The sequence below is a fragment of the Janthinobacterium sp. GMG2 genome (genome assembly GCF_033949445.1).
GTDB lineage: Bacteria > Pseudomonadota > Gammaproteobacteria > Burkholderiales > Burkholderiaceae_D > Janthinobacterium > Janthinobacterium aestuarii.
Window position 1 is genome coordinate 483,780 of the sequence record NZ_JAXAWA010000002.1, and the last position, 19,332, is coordinate 503,111.

Consider the following 19,332-nt stretch of genomic DNA (forward strand, 5'->3'; position numbering starts at 1 on the left):
CACCGCTGGCTATCCGTGTTTGTCATTTGACGGTACTTATTGGCTTTTTTATAAAATTATGTGGCACTATGTCATGTGGTTTTTTTAATAACTCGATAATTCCGGGAGCCCGAGTGCAAAGTCAAATGATTCGCCAACAGAAAACAATGTTCAAGCAGCGCCGAAACGTTGTGCCGTCCTTGCCCAAGAAAATGGCGCATGCCATGCTGGGTGCTTTTTGCCTGCTTACCACTTCCGCGATGGCGCAATTACCCGCGCCCATCAAGCAGGGCCATCCGCGGCTCTTCGTCAATCAGGCGAGTTTTGATGTGCTGAAACCGCAGTTGCCGAATCTGCCAGCGGCATTTCCTGCCGCAGGCGGCAGCATCAGCCTGGAGTTATTCGCCAGGCGCAAGGATCCACTCGATAGCGGCAACCAGCCGATTTTTGGCGAATTCAATCCGAGCCGCAATGGCTTTTTCATTCGCCACGTTGATTCCTACGATAGCCCGGCCGGTGCGGTCGGGGAAAGCATCGGTTTCCAGGTCGGTTTCCAGGTCAATGGGCTGGCCCAGTATCTGTCGGTCGCCAGGATCGATTTAAAAGCCGATGCCTGGTCGGCCATCCAATTGTCATGGAATAGCCAGACCCATAAAATTGATTTGAAAGTCAATGGTCTTGTCGTGCCCACTGGCTGGAGAACGGTCGATGGTACCGGCGCCACGCTGCCGATGGAATGGCAGGCGGATGGGCAGACAAGCAGGATAGGCATGCGGCGCAATGAAACCATGCGCAATTTCCGCTTGCTCGATGCCGGTGGCCAGCAATTGTGGCAAGCCCCTGCGATGGATGCTTCGCTCAACAAGGCATGGTACAGCTTCATGGAGCGTGTCAATGGTCGGGTGGCCACGATTCAGGCTTGCCCGCTGCTTCCCCCTGCCGGCGGCGGGCCGGAGCTGTGCAACGTGGCCACCGGTAGCCGCGGCACGATTTATGAAACTGCGCAGATGCTGGCCATGGCGTACCGCCTGACAGGTAATGCGAAGTATCTGGATGGCGCCCTGAATTACCTCGACAAGCTGCTGGTGACGGCCCCCGTTGCCGGCGGCGAGTGGTCGATGGGCGGACGGGTGGGGGCGATGGGCATCCTGTACGACTGGCTGTTTGCCGAGACGGGCACCCGCGCCGTTCCCGATGCGGTGGGCTTTGGCAGCTACCGCGACCTGATGGCGCAGAAAATCAAGGAAACGATCGCCGCGGATACCGGCAAGGGACACGAGAATCTGTTTGTCTCGATGTGCGGCTATCAGCAGCTATATATCACCAGTACCAGTTTTGATTGCAAGAAAAAGCCCGTGTATGAACAGTGGGACCGCAGCGAATCGAAGCCTTCCATCGCCAATTTCTATATCAGCGGCCACCCGTTTAGCGCCGTCAATAATGTCACCGTTGGTTTGCTGGCCATCGCTGACGAGCATCCGGAAGTGTTGCCGATGATCGAAACGTCGTATGCGCACTACGAAAAAGGCTTTCTTGCGGCGCGCGCCTTGATTTCGGTCGATGGCGGCCACCATATGGGCTTTGCCTATGGCGTATCGAGCATCCCTGAACGCCTGCTCCTGTGGCGCAGCGCGCTGGAAAGTACGGGGGCGGCCCCCCTGTTGCAGGCCGACTGGCAAGCCAGGCTGATTTATCCGTATATCTACGGCTTGCGCCATGACGGCAGCTTTCCCGCCAGCGGCGATAATTTCACGACGCCGCTCGGCAGCACGTTAATAGGACAGCTGGCGCTTGGCGCGGTCACGGATACGGCCGATGGCGTGGCCGGGAAGTTTTATCGCGAACATGTCGTGGCGTCGCGCAGTTCGCACGAGGCCTTGATACTGGAACGGTTGTTGTGGCCCGCTCCCTTGCCTGCGGCGCCGCTGGAATCGCTGGAACTGTCGCGCCATTTCAGGACGTCGGGACAAGTGCTGATGCGCGATACCTGGGACTATGCGAATGCCACTTTACTGGAATTCAAATCGGCGTCCTTTATCGCGGAAAATCACCAGCACTTCGACCAGAATAGTTTCTCGCTCAATTACAAGGCTCCGCTGCTGCTCGACACCGGCTTGTATGAAGAATATGGCAGCAGCCACTGGTGGAATTACTATACGCGCAGCATTGCCCATAATACGCTGCTGATATTCGACAAGAACGAGCGTTTTACGCGCGGTGACAGGGAATTCAGCAATGATGGTGGCCAATGGTTCTATGCGCCGAGACAGGGCTACCCGACGATAGAGGAAATCAGCCCTGCGGGACCGAATGCGCTCGACGGCATCGTCCGCTACGAAAATACGCCGCAGTACACCTACACCAGCGGCAACGCAAGCAAGGCCTATGCCTCTAGCAAGCTTGATATGGCCAACGGTTTTGTGCGCAATGTGCTGTTCCTGCGCTCGCCATCGTTCTGGGGCAAGCCGGTCACTGTCGTCTTCGACAGCGTGCGCAGCAAGCAGGCCTTGCCGGCCACCTTCCTGCTGCATACGGCAAATGATCCGGTCTCCGCTGCGCCGGGCTTGACGGCGCTGGGCAATGGCCAGTACCAACTCGCTTACAGCGCAGGCCAGGAGCGCATCGTCACCATCCGCAATGGCGGCGGCATGCTGACGGCGCAGACGATCCTGCCGCTCGATGCCAGCGTGCGCAAGGTGGGTGGCGGGCAGGAAGGGGGGAGTGGCTGCGCGCAGATCAATCCCGGCACTGGCGAGGTTGCCGGCAATGGCGCCGATTGCCGTTTCACCGTGCGCAGGCGTCAGGCCGATGGCAGTTACCTGTGGCGCAATCAGACGGCGTTGGTCAGCACGCAGCAGTCTTCGACCAGCGACGTCGGCGCCTGGCGCCTGGAAGTGACAGCGCCCGCCGCGCCTGCGTTGAACGCGCCCGAGTATTTTCTGCACGTGCTGGCCGTGGCCGATAATGACGGCGCCACAGCGCCTGCCGGCGCGCCTGCTGCCTTGCGTTTAGCCGCGACTGGCGCTACCGAAGCCTTGTTGCTGGGTGAGCAATTGCAGGTGCTGTTCAACCGCGACGTGGCGCCAGCCGCCCGCATGGACTGGACTTCGCCGTTGGCCGCCGGCGCCATCCTGGCCACGGGCCTGAAACCGGGCGTCCATTATGCGTTGACGTCGGCAGCGGCGGGTAGCGCCTTTGCCAGGAGCCTGGTTGAAACGCAGGAAGGGACAGGCACGCACCTGAGTTCCGACCAGGGCGTGCTCAGTATCGAGTAAGCCGTTTGTCTGCCGGCTGGGTCAAGCCTGAGCGTCTTTTTTAGGCTTGGCCCGCAAGCTGGCCGCCGCCTCGCCGATGGCGAACGGGTCGCGCGACAGGATGGCGGCGCCCAGGTCGACCAATTTGGCTGCCGCACCGATGGCGGCTTTTATGTCGGCGATGCGCTTGAGCTGCTGCTTGCCCTTGGCGATGGCGCCCTCGATATCGCCACGTGCCTGCTCCGCCCCTTCGGCCGTCAGGTAAATGCCATACGCGCGAAACAGGGCCACCATCTGGTCCAGGTGGTTTTCATATTGCTCCAGCAGCGCGCGCTCGTCCGGCGCCAGCGTCTCGCGTTCGCGGATGCGCAATTCCAGCACCAGGCTCGAAGCCTGCGCCAGGCTGTCGGCGATGGCGTAGCTTTGGTCTTTTGTCAGTTCGGTCAGTTGGGCCATGAGATACTCCTGTGTGCGCGCCGTTTACCAGCGGGCGGGGGCATAGAACGCCGCTTGCCGCTGCAGCGCTTCGACGCCGCGTGAAAACTGCGCCAGTTGCCGTTCCAGTTCGGGTGCCTGCAGGTGGTCGAAATTGGCCCGCAGCGCGGCCACGCTCGCTTGCAGCGCGTCGACGGCGGCGACATATGCGGCGACGATCTTTTCCCTTTCCTGCAATTGCCGGCCTTCCAGGTGCAATCGCGTGCGGATGTAGTTGGCGGCCAGCGGTTCGCGTGGCGCGGCCTTGTCGACGGCGCCGCGCAACAGGTCCAGGTCGCGCAATTCATCCTGCAAACCGGCGCGGTAGCTGCGCTGTGCATACTCCTTGAGCGCATTGCTGACGATGTCGACGGCCTCCTGCTCGTCGAGCAATTCGCGCAAGGCCGATTTCTGCAGGCGCTGCGTGGCCAGGCGGCTCAGGTGCTCGCTCAGTTTGACGACCTTCGACAGCTTGCCCGCATCGAGCAGGGGCGCGCCGCCACCTGGCTGCGCCAGGCCGCCCAGCGCATCGCCGAGTCCGGCAATCTCTTCCTTGTAGACGGGCAGCTTGTCATCGGCCAGCGCTGCCATGGTGTGAGCATAGCGCAGCAGGAGGTCGTTCAGGCTGGCGATCGAGGTGCTGGCTTGCGCGATGGCGGCGCAATCGGTGCGCGCCGCCTGTTCGCTCGCTTGCGCATCGAAACGCTCGGCCAGGATCAGGCGCTTGCGCATGGCCTTGTCCATGCAGCTGTGGACGCCGCCCGCCAGCATGGGTTCGAACTGGACCGACATCTTTTGCGTCTGTTCGGCAAACGTGCGCACGGGCGCCAGGTTGGTGGCGCAGCCGCCCAGCAGCAGGCTGGCGATGGCGCCAAGTAGCAGGGGAGAAATGGACGAGTTCGACGGGCGCTGCATATCGCCTCCATGCGGTGGGAGTGGCTGATCGGACCTGCGCGTACGCGCTGGCAAGGGCGACGTTAGCATGCTGGGCAGTGCCAGTATTGCGCCAGATCAGCGTCCTGATGAATCGCCGAGCTCGCCTTTTTCCTGTCGCGTTTTGCCACAGCAGTGTTGCCCGATGGCGCAAGGTGCACCAATTTGCGCCATATTTTCCTTACAAAAGACTGACATCGGGCCAGCAATCTGGTCTTTTTCGCATGTTGCGACGCGTCATATGTAGTTGTTGCTGGGGCATGTTTACTCACCTACAATGATTTATCGATGGGGCGGTTATCCAGCGTACGACAATAAAAATAAGTGGCATTAAAAACGTTGTAACAGAGGAGATGACAATGAATTTGAAACAGAAATTGCTCGTAGCAAGTTTGGTTTTGGGTTTCTCGCAGGCGGCAGTCGCAGCCGACCCCATCAAGATTGGCGTGTCCGGTCCGTTCACGGGCGGTTCCGCGCCGATGGGCGTGTCGATGCGCGACGGCGTCAAGCTGGCCGTCGCTGAAATCAATGCCAAGGGTGGCGTACTGGGCCGTTCGCTGCTGCTGATCGAGCGCGATGACGAAGCGAAAAACGAACGCGGCGTGCAGATCGCCCAAGAGCTCATCAACAAGGAAAAGGTCGCCGCCACCGTCGGCTACATCAACACGGGCGTGGCCCTGGCATCGCAGCGCTTCTACCAAGAAGCGAAAATTCCCGTCATGAACAATGTGGCGACGGGTTCCATCGTCACCAAGCAATTCGCCGACCAGCCGGAAAACTACGTCTTCCGCAATGCTGCCAATGACACCATCCAGTCCGGCATGATCGTGCATGAGGCGATCGAGAACCGCAAGTTCAAGAAAGTGGCGATCCTGGCCGACTCCACCAATTACGGCCAGCTGGGCCGTGAAGACCTGGAAAAGGCGCTTGACAAGAAGGGCATCAAGCCCGTCGTCGTTGAGAAATACAACATCAAGGACGTCGACATGACGGCCCAGCTGCTGAAAGCCAAGCAGGCGGGTGCGGAAGTCGTGCTGACCTACGGCATCGGCCCGGAACTGGCGCAGATCGCCAACGGCATGGAAAAACTGGGCTGGAAAGTGCCGCTGATCGGCAGCTGGACCCTGGCCATGGGTAACTTCATCGACAACGCGGGCAAGAACGGCAATGGCACGCGCATGCCGCAAACCTTCATCCAGGATGCCAGCACGCCGAAACGCAAGGCCTTCATCGACGCCTACGTGGCCGCCTACAAGCCATCGGGCGGACGCATGCCATCGGCCGTCTCGGCCGCGCAAGGCTACGATTCCATCTACCTGCTGGCAGCCGCCTTCAAGCAGGCAGGCGGCACGGATGGCCCGAAAGTGCGCGCCGCGCTGGAAAACCTGAATGAGAAGGTGGAAGGCGCCGTCACCACCTACAGCAAACCGTTCAGCAAAACCAACCATGAAGCGATCACGGCCGAGCTGACAGTCTTCGGTGAAGTCAAGGACGGCAAAGTCGTCCTCGCGAAATAAGCCTGGCAGACATTCGCCGCGCAGTGGCCAGCCTTGAGGAATCAGGACTGGCCATTTTTTCATCGTTCGTCTTCCGGGGAATACCATGGAAATCTTCCTGCAGCTCGTCTTCAGCGGCATCGCGCTGGGCATGATCTATGCCGTCATCGCCTTCGGCTACCAGCTGACCTTTGCCACTTCCGGCACCCTCAATTTCGGCCAGGGCGAATCCCTGATGCTGGGCGCGCTCGTGGGCCTCTCGCTGGTGGGCACCATCCACGGCGGCCCGTACATGAGCTATCTGTTGATGATCCCCATCGTCATCGTCTTCGGCGCCTTGCAGGGCGTGTTCGTCGAGTGGATAGGCGTGCGGCCCGCCATCAAGATCAAGTCCGAATTCGGCTGGATCATGTCGACCATCGCGTTGGCCATCATTTTCAAGAACGTGGCGGAAAACATCTGGGGCAAGGACGACCTGATGTTCCCGTCGCCGCTGTCGGCCGCGCCGTTCCAGGTGTTTGGCGCCAATGTGCAGCAGATGCAGGTGGCCGTCATCGTCGGCGCGCTGGCCATCATGCTGGCCGTCGAAGTGTTCAACCGCAAATCGATCTACGGCAAGGCCGTCGTGGCGACGGCCAACGACCGCGACGCAGCTGGCCTGATGGGCATCAACACGGGCATGGTCATCACGTTCTCCTACGCGCTGTCGTCGGCCACGGCCGCCTTTGCGGGCGTGCTGGTGGCGCCGCTGACCTTGACCGGAGCCACCATGGGCGCCTCGCTGGGCTTGAAAGCGTTTGCCGTGGCCATCATCGGCGGCCTGACCTCGGGCGTGGGTGCCATCGTCGGCGGCTTGATCCTGGGCATCGCGGAAACGACCACCGGCTACTACATCTCCACCGGCTACAAGGAAGTGCCTGGCCTGCTGCTGTTGCTGCTGGTGCTGGCCGTCAAGCCGTCCGGCCTGTTCGGCAAAGCCGCGATCAAGAAAGTCTGAGGACGACATGAACAAGAAAATCACCATGCTGGCGCTGAGCGCGGCGGGACTGGCCGCGCTCGCACTGTTCCCCATCGTCATCCCGAACCCGTATTACATCCATCTGGCCGAGACCATCCTGATCTACGCCATCCTGCTGTTCGGCCTCGATATCGTCGTCGGCTACACGGGGCAGGTGTCGCTGGGCCACGCGGGCCTGTTCGGCATCGGCTCCTACGTCACGGGCGTGCTGGTGTTCAAGCTGGGCGTGTCGTTCTGGCTGGCCATCCCCGCCAGCATCCTGGGCGCGGCCGTGTTTGGCGCCATCCTGGCCTTGCCGGCCCTGCGCGTGACGGGGCCCTACCTGGCCATGGTGACCCTGGCCTTCGGCACCATCGTGCAAATCCTGATCAATGAAATGAGCTTCCTGACGGAAGGGCCGATGGGCATCAAGATCCACAAGCCCGTCCTGTTCGGCCACAAACTGACGGAAGTGGAGTACTACTACATGGTCGCCGCGCTGCTGGTGATCTCGCTGGTGGTGGTGCACCGCATCTTGAAATCAAACCTGGGCCGCGCGTTCGAAGCCTTGCGCGACAGCCCCATCGCCTCGGATTGCATGGGCGTGTCCGTGTACCGCTACAAGGTGTACGCCTTCGTCATCAGCGCCGGTTTCGCGGGCCTGGCCGGCAGCCTGTATGCGTATTCGGAAGAGTATATCTCGCCCAATACCTACAACTTCGAGCTGACGATATTGTTCCTGCTGGCCGTCATCATGGGCGGACGCAAGACCCGTTCGGGCGCGCTGATCGGCGCCCTGATCGTCGTCATGCTGCCAAGTCTCTTGTCGGACATCGAATTGTTCCGCAAGATCGCCGTCGGCGCGGCCGTGCTGGGCGTGATCGGTTCCGCCTTCATGCTGGCGAAAAAGCGCTCCACCTTGCGCGGCGTGATCGTGCCTCTGGTGGCCACCATCGGCCTGGCCGCGTTTTCCTACAAGCTGGAAAACATGGTCGACTGGCGTTTGACCATCTTCGGTTTGATGACCCTGTTCGTCGTGTACTACCTGCAGGACGGCATCGTGGGTTTCTTGATGAGCTTTATCGGCAAGGGCCGGCGCCATGTGCAGGCCGTCGCTTCCCACGGTGTGGCGCCGTTCGACCATGCGCAGGGCGGGCAGCAGGGCGCGACCCTTCTGCGCGTGGACCAGGCCCTGATGCAGTTCGGCGGCCTGAAAGCGCTGAACCAGGTGGACCTGAACGTCACGCAAGGCTCCGTGCACGGCTTGATCGGGCCGAACGGCTCGGGCAAGAGCACGATGATGAATGTGCTCACGGGGATCTACAAGCCGACGGCGGGCAAGGTGGAATTTGCCGGCGCCGTGATCTCCGGCCGCACGCCATCCGAGATCGCGCTGGGCGGCGTGGCGCGTACCTTCCAGAACGTGCAGCTGTTCGGCGAGATGACGGCCACCGAGAACGTGCTGGTGGGCCTGCACAACACCTTCAAGTCGAACGTGCTCGACGTGATGCTGCATACGCCGCGCTACAAGCGCGAAGAGACGGCCGCGCGCGAGCGGGCCGCCAGCATCCTCGAATTCGTGGGCCTGGCCGACCTGGCCAACGAAGAGGCACGCAATCTGCCGTATGGCAAGCAGCGGCTGCTGGAAATCGGCCGCGCGCTGGGTCTCAACCCGCGTTTGCTGCTGCTCGACGAACCGGCGGCGGGCCTGACGGCACCCGACATCAAGGAGCTGATGGCCATCATCCGCAAGATCCGCGAGCACGGCATCACCATCATCCTGATCGAGCACCACATGGACGTGGTGATGGCACTGTCGGACGTGGTGACGGTGCTGGACTTCGGCCAGAAGATCGCCGAAGGCGCACCCGCGCTTGTCCAGAGCGACCCGAAAGTGATCGAAGCCTACCTGGGCGGCAGCGCCGAAACCCTGGCGCCAGCGGCGCACTGAGAGGAAGACCATGCTGACCATTAGTAATCTGCACGCCGCCTACGGCAAAGTCGAAGTCCTGCACGGCATTTCGCTCGACGTCCCGAAGGGCAAGCTGGTGACGCTGATCGGCTCGAACGGGGCAGGCAAGACCACCACCATGCGCGCCATTTCCGGCATGCTGAAGCCGAAATCGGGCACCGTCACCTTGGGCGGCAAGGACGTCACGGGCCTCGATTCGCACAAGATCGCGCGCGCGGGCCTGGCCCATTCGCCGGAAGGACGGAGGGTGTTCGCTTCGATGTCGGTGACGGACAACCTGCTGCTGGGCGCCTTCCCCCGCTTCACGCGCTCGCGCCCGAAAGGCGATATCAAGCGCGACCTGGACAAGGCACTGGAGCTGTTCCCCCGCCTGAAGGAGCGGCGCGACCAGCTGGCCGGCACCTTGTCGGGCGGCGAGCAGCAGATGCTGGCCATGGCCCGCGCCGTGATGCTGAACCCGGAAGTGATCCTGCTGGACGAGCCGTCGATGGGCCTGGCGCCGATTCTGGTGGAAGAAGTCTTCCGCATCATCACGCGCTTAAAGGCCCAAGGCGTGACCATGCTGCTGGTCGAGCAATTCGCCGCCGCCGCCCTGAACGTGGCCGATTACGGCTATGTGCTGGAAAACGGCAGCATTTCCGTGCACGGCCCGGCGGAAAGCCTGAAAACCGATCCGAAGGTGATCGCGGCGTATTTGGGGGGAGGGCATTGATGATGGCCTGACAATGCGCTTGCTGCGCATTGTCAAATCCTATACAGCCGTGTGCCTGGCAGGACTTGCCGGCTACGAATTGAGCAGGCGATGGCGAATCAATGCTTCCAGGTCACGGTTGGTATGGGCAATCATATGAACATGGACGATATCGTTATGTCCGTACTCGATGATGATACGATTCTGGCCGGCCAACAGTTGGCGGTGAGTCGTCAAGTGAAGGTCTTCAAGTTCAGGAACAAAGCTACCTTTAATGTTCCAATCTTTGAGAGAACTGACTTCAGCCAGAATCTCTTGCGTCACCTTCCTGGCAAAAGCAAGGGATTCGCTCTGCTTCAGATAGGAGCGAATGTCCTGTAAATCGTTCAGGGCGTATTGAGTCCAAATGATTTTCATTTGCGTAATCAGTTGTCGTCGTCTTCAGCTTCCAGAAGGGCCACAACGTCATCATGACCGATGACTTTACCTTGCTCAATCTGCTTGCGGCCGAGAGCAAGGATGCGGAGCATGGCAAGCTGATCTTGGGTCTTTTGATAGCTAACGGGGTCTAGCACAACTGCCTGAACTCTGCCATTTACCGTGATGGCTACCGGGTCATGAGTCTCCAGTACCTGTTTGACCACGTCGCTGGTGTTGGTCTTCAAGTAACTAATTGGCTGAATGTTTAGAAAATTCATACTCACCTCCATAAGTTGGCAGGCCGATGATAGCACCGTATGACCAAATTACGTACCGAATTTAGTTGGTCGCATATTTTCCTGGTTTCTGGCGCAGCCTGTCAGCGTCAGTGTTTGGTGGGCTTTTCCTGCTGCACCAGAATAAACGGGCTGACGACGACGGCCCATAGCGCCGCGTCGGCTGCCTGCCAGTCCAGCGCCTGCTGGTCGGAGACTTTGGCTACCTTGCCATCGGCCATCCATTGCGTGATGGTGGCCTTGTCGTCGTGCGAGATGCGCACGGCGACTTCGACCAGGTCCAGTTCATTGGCGACCCAGACGACGTTGCCTTGGGCGAAGTGCTTTTCCAGTTCGCTCCAGGCCAGGCGGGCCGTTTCGCTGTTGACTTTGAGGCGCAGTTCGGTGTCTTTTTCAGGATTGGTTTGCATGTGAGATCAGGTTGCGGTGAGTCGGGTGCCGATGCGCGCGGTTTATTTGCCCGGGAGGGCTTCCACGTGCGGTATCGGCGTACCCCGCCATGTTAACCGATAGGCGGTGCCTTTGCGAACATTGCCGACCAGGGCAGGGCGGAAGCAGGCCAGGTTGGTGCCGCCCGCCAGCCGCGTGCTGGGGAAGATGATGCCCATGGAACCGGCCTCGAGCAGGATGGCGGCCAGGTCTTGCGAAGCGATGTAGCTGGCCGGGTCGAGACAGGCCGCATAGCGCTCCTGGCCGCGTAGGTCGTGGAAGCTGGCGGAGAAATCGGCCAGCAGCGACTGGTAGCTGACGCTGTCGGCGAAATAATCGATTTCCTGGTATTCCACGGTCTTGTGGAAAATGATCTCGGCCAGCGCCGTTTTCATGTCGAAGGCGCAATACCAGGCGCCCCGTTCGCCATCGTTGAAGCGTGCCCCTTCCGGCCGGGCATACGTGTACGCGGCGTTGATGATGCGAAAGTGCGGCACGCCAAAAACCAGTTCGTCCACGCCAATTCCTGGCGCGCCGCCATACTCGGCGACCAGTCGCGCGTTGGTGGCGTTATCGAGTTCGAACAGCTCGCGCAGGTGATCGTCATCCTCGGCCAGGGGCGCCAGCACGGAGTCTTCCATGTCGGCGAAGCGCGATGGAATCAACCGGCAAGTGTCGATCTGGCGCAGCGCGGCCAGCGGCGGCAGGTGGGTATTCGGGGCTGCAGGCACAATTACAGTCCTCCGCGGCGCGCGTCGAGCAGCTTGCGCACCGTCTGCATGGCCAGCAAGCCGCCAGCCAGCATCTGCGACAGGGGTGTGCGGCCGCCAAACACGGGATTCTTGTTGGGCAAACTCACCCATTCGTCGGCCAGCTTGTCGCCATACAGGATGTGCAGGGCTTTATAAATGCCCAGCAAGTAGGAAATGCGCGTGATACGGTCCACTTCCAGCACGCGGTCCGGGTGTTTCTTCCACTCGTAATAGGCGCTGCTGGATAGGCCGCCCAGTAATTCGCGCGCATCGTCGTCGCGCAGTTTCCAGGCGGCGGCCAGCTTGAAAAAGCCCTTCAAGGCCGCCTGCGACAATCGCTCGCGCTCGGCTTTGGCGTTCAGGTCGACGAGCACGGCCGGTTCGAAGCGGCTCTTGGGGTAGGCGTAGGCAAGATTCATGATGAACTCCTTTTATGGAAGAATATTACTCCTTTTCGGGAATTTGTGCTGTCCTCGTCCAAATGTGCGCGCCAATACCCTTAGCCGTCAAAGAATTGCATGCCAGCATAGGGCGCCGCCCGGCAGGCTGCCAACCGCTGCGCCAGGCTGCCCGCATGGGCTTCCAGCTGATGGCCGTCCGGATCGAGAAAGTACAGGGAATCGCCGGCGCTGCGGTTTTGCTGCCATTCGGGCACGCCGGCGGCGCGCAGGCGGGCGGCAAACGGGGCGAAGTCGGCGGACGCGATGGAGAACGCGTAATGCGTGTAGCCGGGGCTGGCCAGCACAGGCGTGTCTTGCGCGTCAAGCGACAGGCACAGCCACAGCTCCCCGGCCGACAGATACGCGCCCCTGTCCCAGCGCGCATGCAGACGCAGGCCCAAGGTGTTGCGGTAAAAGGCGACGCTGCGCGCCAGGTCGCGCACGGACAGGGTGAGGTGGTTCAGGCCGGTCAGCATGGGTTGGAAGGCATCTCGAAGGCGATCAATAGGTTTGGGCAGGTGCCATCACACAGGTTCGGCGTGCTCCACCATGAGCTGTACTTTTGTCGTGCCATTGTATTCATTCGCATCGAGTCTGAACGCGACCCTCGTGCGTTCGCCCAAGGCATCCGTATGCCCGAACCAGATGGCGTCAAAACGCACGCCGTTCTTTTCCAGCAGCAGTTTCAGATGGCGCTCTTTGAGGATGCGCTGGCTGACGACGCGGAATTCGTCGCAGAAGACGGGCGGGGCGAAGCCCTGGCCCCACACCTGGCCATCCATCAGCTCGATGAAGGCCGTCGTGTAATAGGCGTCTTCCAGCGGGCCGTCCGTTTCCACCACCCGTTCCAGCTGCTGCTGGCTGAGCCAGGCCTGGCCCACGGCTTCGAAGGCCTTGGAAAAGGCATCGAAGGCGTCGGCGCGGATGGTCAAGCCCGCCGCCATGGCGTGGCCGCCGAACTTGTCGATCAGGCTAGGTGCCCGTTTCGACACGAGGTCGAGCGCGTCGCGCAAGTGGAAGCCGGGAATCGAGCGGCCGGAACCCTTGATCCAGCCGTCCGCGCCCGGTGCAAACGTGATGGTCGGGCGGTAGAACTTTTCCTTCAGGCGCGAGGCCACGATGCCGATCACGCCCTGGTGCCATGATTCATCGAAGACGCTGATGGTGCTGCTGTTGGCCGGCTCGAAAGCGTCCAGGTGCAGCAGGGCCGTATCCTGCATTTCCGCTTCGATCTCGCGGCGCTTCAGATTGATGTCGTTCAATTGCTGCGCCAGCGCCCAGGCGCGGCCTTCGTCGTCCGTGACCAGGCATTCGATGCCCAGCGACATGTCTTGCAGGCGGCCGGCCGCATTCAGGCGCGGTCCCAGGGCAAAGCCCAGGTCGAACGGCGTGGCGCTGCGCGCTTCGCGGCCCGCCACGCGGAACAGGGCCGCCACACCCGCGTGCATATGGCCCTTGCGCATGCGTTTGAGACCTTGCGCGACGAGGATGCGGTTGTTGGTATCGAGGCGCACCACGTCGGCCACCGTGCCCAAGGCCACCAGGTCGAGCAGGTTGTCGAGCTTCGGTTGCGTTTGCGCATCAAAGATGCCACGCCGGCGCATTTCCGCGCGCAGGGCCAGCAAGACGTAGAACACGACGCCCACGCCCGCCAGATGTTTACTGGGAAAACCGCAGGCGGGCTGGTTCGGGTTGACGATGACGGCTGCGTCGGGCAGGGTGTCGGCCGGCAAATGGTGGTCGGTGACGACCACCTGGATGCCGCGCCGGTTCGCTTCGGCCACGCCGTCGATGCTGGCGATGCCATTGTCGACGGTGATGATGATGTCGGGCGACTTTTCGCGCGCCGTCAGTTCGACGATTTCCGGCGTCAGGCCGTAGCCATACTCAAAGCGGTTGGGCACGATGAAATCGACGTCGGCGCCCATGGCGCGCAAGCCGCGTATGGCCACGGCGCAGGCGGTGGCGCCGTCGCAATCGTAGTCGGCGACGATGACCATGCGCTTCTTGGCGGCAATCGCGTCGGCCAGGAAGACGCCGGCTGCGCCAATGTGCAGCAAGCCGGACGGCGGTATCAAGTCTTTCGGCTCGATCGAAAGTTCTTTCGCGTCGGACAGGCCGCGCGACGCGTACAAGCGGGCCAGCACGGGGTGGATGCCGCCCTGGCGCAGCAATTCGGATTCGCGGTAGGGACAGGGACGGGTGGCGATGCGGGTACGGGTCATGATGCTTTCAACTTGTTCAGGGTAATCGCGCGCCAGAATTTGCGCTGCGCATTCTTGCTGGTGGTGCAGTCCAGCCAGGCGTCGCGGTGGCTCAGCACCAGGCGCAGCTGGCCCAGACGGCCATCCTTGAGGGCCGCCAGCAGGGGCGCGAACCAGTCTGTTTCCAGCGCTTGCAACTGCTGCAGCCACATGCCCCATTCCTGGGCCTGCGCCGCTTCGGTCAGGCCGCCCAGCACGACGATTGCGTCCTGTGTGCTGGCCAGCACACTGTTTGGACTGGCATCGCGCTGCGCCGGTTCCGCCAGCGCGGCCAGCCAGCCCGGTGCGTCCTGCGTATGCAGGCTGGCCGCGCAGCGCGCCAATGCAGATGCCGCCGTGGCCAGGCTGCCGCCCCAGATCCAGAAGGAGTTGATGGCTTTCAAGCCCCGCTCCTCGCGCGCCGCATTGACCGGATGTTCATGCCACAGCATCTGCACTTCATTTTGCAGGCGGCGCGCCGCGCGCGCGTGCTCGCCTTCGGGCATCCACACGGACAGGTCTTGCGTGGTGGCGGCGTCCGGCGTGGCGCACTGCAAGTCGGACCAGGCGTCGGCGCGCATGAACCAGGTGCCCGCGTCGCCATACGCGAGGGGCTGGCCGATCTCGTCGAAATACGGAGCCGCAATGTCGAACAGGGCGCGGCCGTCCGCTTCGCTCAGCTTGAGCTGGCGCAAGTCTTCCAGGCTGATATGGCTGCGGGCGATGGCCAGGTGGGCCGGATGCAGCAGGAAGTAGCGCGCGCCCGGTTCCGGCACGAGGCCGTAGCCGCGCATGGCCTGGGCGGCAAAAGCCGATTGCGCCGCCTCGCCGTTGGGCGCGGGCGACAGGCTCAAGGCATGCGCCAGCCACGCTTCGTGCGGCAGCAGGCGGTTGGCGTTGTCAAAATTTTCTAAATTGCAAGTGGAGGTGCGCGACAGCAGCGCCGCCAGCGCGGGCGCCTGCAAGACCTTGAGCAGGTCGGCAGCCAGTTCGGCATTGGGCAAGGCGAAGGGCAGGACGAGGGTAAGTTGATTCATCCCGAGATTGTAGGCGATTGTAGTGGGGGCCGAGCAGGCGCATGTATTTTCAGGGCCGCGATGGCAACACCGGACGCGCCGGAAATGCGGAAAAATTATAAAAATTTTATTGATATTAATGGAAATTAATTTGCTTTTGAAAATATAGTGGATATAATTGCGACAACTTAAATATTAGAAAGACAATCACCCCCTGTTGTGTGGTTGCGTCGTCTGGCTCCTGTGTCCCTCGAAACTGTATACAAGATCTGCCGGCTTCATTTTTAAACAAGTCCCTTCTTGGAAGCCCACCTATGTATACATTCGCCGCTTTGCGCGGCCAGGCTGATCGCGCCCTGGCCCCCCGTATTTCCGCTCCTGCCGCCGCCGTGGCATGCCGTCAGGAGGCCGCATGACTACCTACAACCTGTCGACCACGGTCCACGTCTGCGAAGACATCAACAAGAATTTCGACATCCGCGACCTGCTGATCCAGGCCGGCTACTCGGTGCAAGGCGAACTGAATATCAAGAATTTCACGGTTTTGTTGCCGGACGATACGGAATCGACGGAGAACACGCCGCTGTTCGGCATGCTTGACGCGGACACCGTGTACGTGCGTCCCGGCGACTGGGCCGCCAACTACAATGGCAGCTTCTCGACCATCCAGGTGACGATCGACAAGGGCAATGGCGATATCGTCCAGCTGAGCCTGCAAGTCATCATCGACCCCGTCAATGACGCGCCCGATGCGGCCGACAAGACCTTCACCCTGGTCGACGGTGCCAGCGTCGTGCTGAGCGAAAGCGATTTCGGCTTCCACGACGACGTCGAGCACGACGGCTTCAAGTCCATCGTCATCACCAATACCACCACGGCGGGCCAGGTCTTGCTCAACGGCGTGGCCGTGGCGGTGGGCACGGAAGTCTCCATCGACGATATCCGCGCGGGTCACCTGGCCTTCGTGCCCAGCCAGACCGTGGCCGGCGACTTCGACCTCGGTTTCAAGGTGCGCGACGATGGCGGCACGGACGGCTGCAATGCGCAAGACCTGAGCCTGGCGCCCCATTACCTGACCTTCAAGGTGCCGATGGCCCACCTCGGCGATTTCGTGTGGGAAGACAAGAACGCCAACGGCGTGCAGGACGCGGGCGAGGCGGGCATCGCCAATGTCGTCGTGCAACTGAAGGATACGGCCGGCAATGTGGTGGCCTCCACCACGACGGACGCCAGCGGCGGCTACCACTTCGACGTCAATCCGGGCACCTATTCGGTGACCGTGGTGGCGCCCGCCGGCTACGTGCCGACGGCAGCGAACCAGGGCGGCGACACGGCCAAGGACAGCAACATCGATGCGGCCGGCAAGATGGCGCCCGTCACCCTGGCGCCGGGCGAAACCAATTTGAGCCTCGATGCTGGGCTGTACCGCACGGCCGAACTGGGCGACCGGGTCTGGTTCGATACGAACAGGAATGGCGTGCAGGATGCGGGCGAAGCGGGCGCCGCAGGCGTGAAAGTGACTTTGCTCGATGCGTCGGGCAACGCCGTCGGCAGCCCGCTGCTGACGGATGCGAACGGCAACTACCTGTTCACGAACCTGAAACCGGGCGCCTACAGCGTGCAGTTCGATAAAACCACCTTGCCAGCCGGCTACGCCTTCACGGGCCAGGACCAGGGCGGCGATGACCAGCGCGACTCGGACGCCAATGCCGACGGCCGCACGGCGCAAGTGCTGCTGGCCTCGGGCGACAGCAACCACAGCGTGGACGCCGGCATCGTCGCCTTGCCAGCCACCCTGGGCGACCGGGTCTGGCATGACAGCAACATGAATGGCGTGCAGGATGCGGGCGAAGCGGGCATAGTCGGCGTCACCGTGCAGCTGAAAAACGCGGCCGGCAGCGTGATCGGTTCGACCTTGACGGACGCCACCGGCTATTACAACTTCAATGTCGATCCAGGTACCTACTCGATCGCCGTCGTCGCCCCCGCCGGTTATCTGACGACGGTCAAGGATGCGGGCGGCAACGATGCGCTCGACAGCGACATCAATACGCTGGGCAACAGCGGCCAGGTGACGGTGGCTGCCGGCCAGAACTACAGGGATCTCGATGCCGGCCTGTACAAGACGGCGTCCATCGGCGACCGCGTGTGGTTCGATGCGAACGGCAACGGCACGCAGGATGCGGGCGAGGCGGGCGTCTGTGGCGTGAAAGTCAACCTGTACAACGCGCAAGGTGCCGTCGTGGCCAGCGCCACCACGGATGCCAGCGGCAATTATCTGTTCAGCAACCTGGTTCCCGGCAATTACTACCTGGGCTTCGTGCCGCCGGCCGGCTACGGCTTCACCAAGGCCGACATCGGCGGTTACGCCACCGATTCGGACGTCAATCCGGCCACCGGCTTCACCACCACGTGGACCACCCTGAAGTCGGGCGACGTACAGCTGGACTGGGATGCGGGCCTGGTGAAACTGAACACGGCTTCCATCGGCGACCGCGTGTGGGAAGACAAGAACTACAACGGCGTGCAGGAGGCGGGCGAACTGGGCGTGGCGGGCGTGAAAGTCAATCTGCTCAACGCGTACAACCAGGTCATCGCCACGACGACGACGAATGCCAGCGGCAATTACCTGTTCAGCGAACTGGCGGCCGGCAGCTACAAGGTGGAAGTCATCCGTCCATCGGGCTTTTACTACACCAAGGCCAATGTGGGCGTTGACACGGCCGATTCCGACGTCGATGTCAGCACGGGTCGCTCGGGCCTGATCAACCTGGCCGCAGGCCAGAATGACATGAGCTGGGATGCGGGCATCTACCGCAAGGCCAGCCTGGGCGACAAGGTGTGGCGCGACGCCGACCATGACGGCGTGCAGGACTACAACGAGGCGGGCATCGCCAACATCAAGGTGCAGCTGTACTCGGGCAGTGGCGTGCTGCTGGCCACCACCTACACGAATGCCTACGGCAACTACCTGTTCAGCAACCTCGACCCGGGCAGCTATTCGCTCAAGTTCGACAAGTCGGGCGTGTATCACGCGGGCTATGCCATGGATACGTGGCGCTGGGGCGCGAAGAACGTGGGCACGAACGACAACATCGATTCTGACGTCAACAGCAATGGCACGACGGGCAACGTGGTCTACACGGACATCCTGAAACTGGCGTCGGGCCAGAACGACATGAGCTGGGATGCGGCCATCACGCCCATCGTCATCGACCTCAACGGTGACGGCGTGCACACGATCGCCCGCGCGGACTTCCACGGCAGCTTCGACTTGCTGGGCACGGGCAGCGCCATCCAGACGGGCTGGGTCTCGGCCCAGGACGGCTTGCTGGCCATCGACGGCAATGCCAATGGCAAGATCGATAACATCTCCGAACTGTTCGGCGGCAACGAGAAGGGCACGGGCTTTGCCAAGCTGTCCAGCTATGACTCGAACGGCGACGGCGTGGTCGATGCGCACGATGACAAGTTCGCGGAACTGCGCATCTGGCGCGACGCCAACAGCAACGGCGTGACGGACGACGGCGAATTGATGTCCTTACACGACGCCGGCGTGGCCAGCCTGACGGTCAGCTACACGGAACTGCCGTTCCTCGACGCCAACAGCAATTTGCACCTCGAGCGCAGCAGCGCCACCCTGGCCGACGGCAAGACGGTCGACATGACGGACGTGTATTTCAACGTCGATGCCAAGGATGCGGCCGCCGCCGGCGTGACCTTGCCCAGCATGGCCGACCTGCTGCGCGACGACAGCACGCTCGACGTGGTGCTGGGCCAGGATGGCACGGTCAACACGGTCGCTGCCGCCCAGGCTGCCCCGGCTGCCGAAGCCCAGGCCCAGTGCGAGATGGCCGACCTCTTGCGCCGCGCCATGGCCCACGCGAATGTCCAGCCCCAGGAAATGGCTGCCTGATGTCCCTTGCCGGCCCGTAATCCT

16 protein-coding genes are annotated in these 19,332 nt (G+C 61.8%); 6 read left to right on the forward strand and 10 right to left on the reverse strand.

The window, feature by feature from the left end:
• Positions 1 to 203 precede the first annotated feature (203 nt).
• Entirely contained in the window at positions 204 to 3,254 is a 3,051-nt protein-coding gene (locus SKZ59_RS08220; protein ID WP_319991359.1) for a heparinase II/III family protein, read from the forward strand.
• 21 nt (positions 3,255 to 3,275) lie between these two features.
• Here the strand turns inward: SKZ59_RS08220 and SKZ59_RS08225 are convergent, their stop codons facing one another.
• Positions 3,276 to 3,689, reverse strand: a complete 414-nt coding sequence (locus tag SKZ59_RS08225) for a hypothetical protein (RefSeq protein WP_319991360.1) — start codon at positions 3,687 to 3,689, stop codon at positions 3,276 to 3,278.
• A gap of 24 nt (positions 3,690 to 3,713) precedes the next feature.
• Positions 3,714 to 4,622 (reverse strand): hypothetical protein, encoded by a 909-nt coding sequence (locus SKZ59_RS08230; protein WP_319991361.1) that lies wholly within the window; start codon positions 4,620 to 4,622, stop codon positions 3,714 to 3,716.
• A 377-nt stretch (positions 4,623 to 4,999) separates the two neighbouring features.
• Here SKZ59_RS08230 and SKZ59_RS08235 point away from each other — a divergent pair, with 377 nt between their 5' ends.
• From SKZ59_RS08235 to SKZ59_RS08250, 4 genes are all read left to right on the forward strand, one after another.
• On the forward strand, positions 5,000 to 6,157 hold the full coding sequence (locus SKZ59_RS08235) for an ABC transporter substrate-binding protein (RefSeq protein WP_072453321.1): 1,158 nt from the start codon (positions 5,000 to 5,002) through the stop codon (positions 6,155 to 6,157).
• Positions 6,158 to 6,242: 85 nt separating this feature from the next.
• Entirely contained in the window at positions 6,243 to 7,133 is an 891-nt protein-coding gene (locus SKZ59_RS08240; RefSeq protein WP_010398938.1) for a branched-chain amino acid ABC transporter permease, read from the forward strand.
• Between the two features lie 7 nt (positions 7,134 to 7,140).
• On the forward strand, positions 7,141 to 9,084 hold the full coding sequence (locus SKZ59_RS08245; protein ID WP_034755420.1) for an ABC transporter permease subunit: 1,944 nt from the start codon (positions 7,141 to 7,143) through the stop codon (positions 9,082 to 9,084).
• A 10-nt stretch (positions 9,085 to 9,094) separates the two neighbouring features.
• Entirely contained in the window at positions 9,095 to 9,817 is a 723-nt protein-coding gene (locus SKZ59_RS08250) for an ABC transporter ATP-binding protein (protein ID WP_319991362.1), read from the forward strand.
• A gap of 72 nt (positions 9,818 to 9,889) precedes the next feature.
• On the opposite strand, the gene SKZ59_RS08255 is transcribed toward SKZ59_RS08250, so the two are convergent.
• The 8 genes from SKZ59_RS08255 to SKZ59_RS08290 form a co-directional block, all read right to left on the reverse strand.
• Complete coding sequence (locus SKZ59_RS08255) at positions 9,890 to 10,213, reverse strand: type II toxin-antitoxin system RelE/ParE family toxin (protein ID WP_219329907.1); 324 nt, start codon at positions 10,211 to 10,213, stop codon at positions 9,890 to 9,892.
• 8 nt (positions 10,214 to 10,221) lie between these two features.
• On the reverse strand, positions 10,222 to 10,494 hold the full coding sequence (locus SKZ59_RS08260) for a type II toxin-antitoxin system Phd/YefM family antitoxin (RefSeq protein WP_034756273.1): 273 nt from the start codon (positions 10,492 to 10,494) through the stop codon (positions 10,222 to 10,224).
• Positions 10,495 to 10,601: 107 nt separating this feature from the next.
• Positions 10,602 to 10,922 carry a DUF2288 domain-containing protein gene (locus tag SKZ59_RS08265; RefSeq protein WP_070304968.1) on the reverse strand — a complete coding sequence of 107 codons (321 nt, stop codon included), beginning with the start codon at positions 10,920 to 10,922 and terminating at the stop codon, positions 10,602 to 10,604.
• Between the two features lie 42 nt (positions 10,923 to 10,964).
• Positions 10,965 to 11,672, reverse strand: a complete 708-nt coding sequence (locus SKZ59_RS08270) for an RES family NAD+ phosphorylase (RefSeq protein ID WP_034755430.1) — start codon at positions 11,670 to 11,672, stop codon at positions 10,965 to 10,967.
• A gap of 2 nt (positions 11,673 to 11,674) precedes the next feature.
• Positions 11,675 to 12,112 (reverse strand): MbcA/ParS/Xre antitoxin family protein, encoded by a 438-nt coding sequence (locus tag SKZ59_RS08275; RefSeq protein ID WP_034755432.1) that lies wholly within the window; start codon positions 12,110 to 12,112, stop codon positions 11,675 to 11,677.
• Positions 12,113 to 12,192: 80 nt separating this feature from the next.
• Positions 12,193 to 12,609 carry a fosfomycin resistance glutathione transferase gene (gene fos, locus SKZ59_RS08280; protein ID WP_034755435.1) on the reverse strand — a complete coding sequence of 139 codons (417 nt, stop codon included), beginning with the start codon at positions 12,607 to 12,609 and terminating at the stop codon, positions 12,193 to 12,195.
• A gap of 48 nt (positions 12,610 to 12,657) precedes the next feature.
• Positions 12,658 to 14,358 carry a single-stranded-DNA-specific exonuclease RecJ gene (gene recJ / locus SKZ59_RS08285; protein WP_072453323.1) on the reverse strand — a complete coding sequence of 567 codons (1,701 nt, stop codon included), beginning with the start codon at positions 14,356 to 14,358 and terminating at the stop codon, positions 12,658 to 12,660.
• Positions 14,355 to 15,413, reverse strand: coding sequence for a hypothetical protein (locus tag SKZ59_RS08290; RefSeq protein ID WP_319991363.1), 1,059 nt, complete (start codon positions 15,411 to 15,413; stop codon positions 14,355 to 14,357). The genes recJ and SKZ59_RS08290 overlap by 4 nt, the downstream gene beginning before the upstream one ends.
• A gap of 391 nt (positions 15,414 to 15,804) precedes the next feature.
• On the opposite strand from SKZ59_RS08290, the gene SKZ59_RS08295 reads away from it, so the two are divergent.
• On the forward strand, positions 15,805 to 19,308 hold the full coding sequence (locus SKZ59_RS08295) for an SdrD B-like domain-containing protein (RefSeq protein WP_319991364.1): 3,504 nt from the start codon (positions 15,805 to 15,807) through the stop codon (positions 19,306 to 19,308).
• Positions 19,309 to 19,332: the final 24 nt, after the last annotated feature.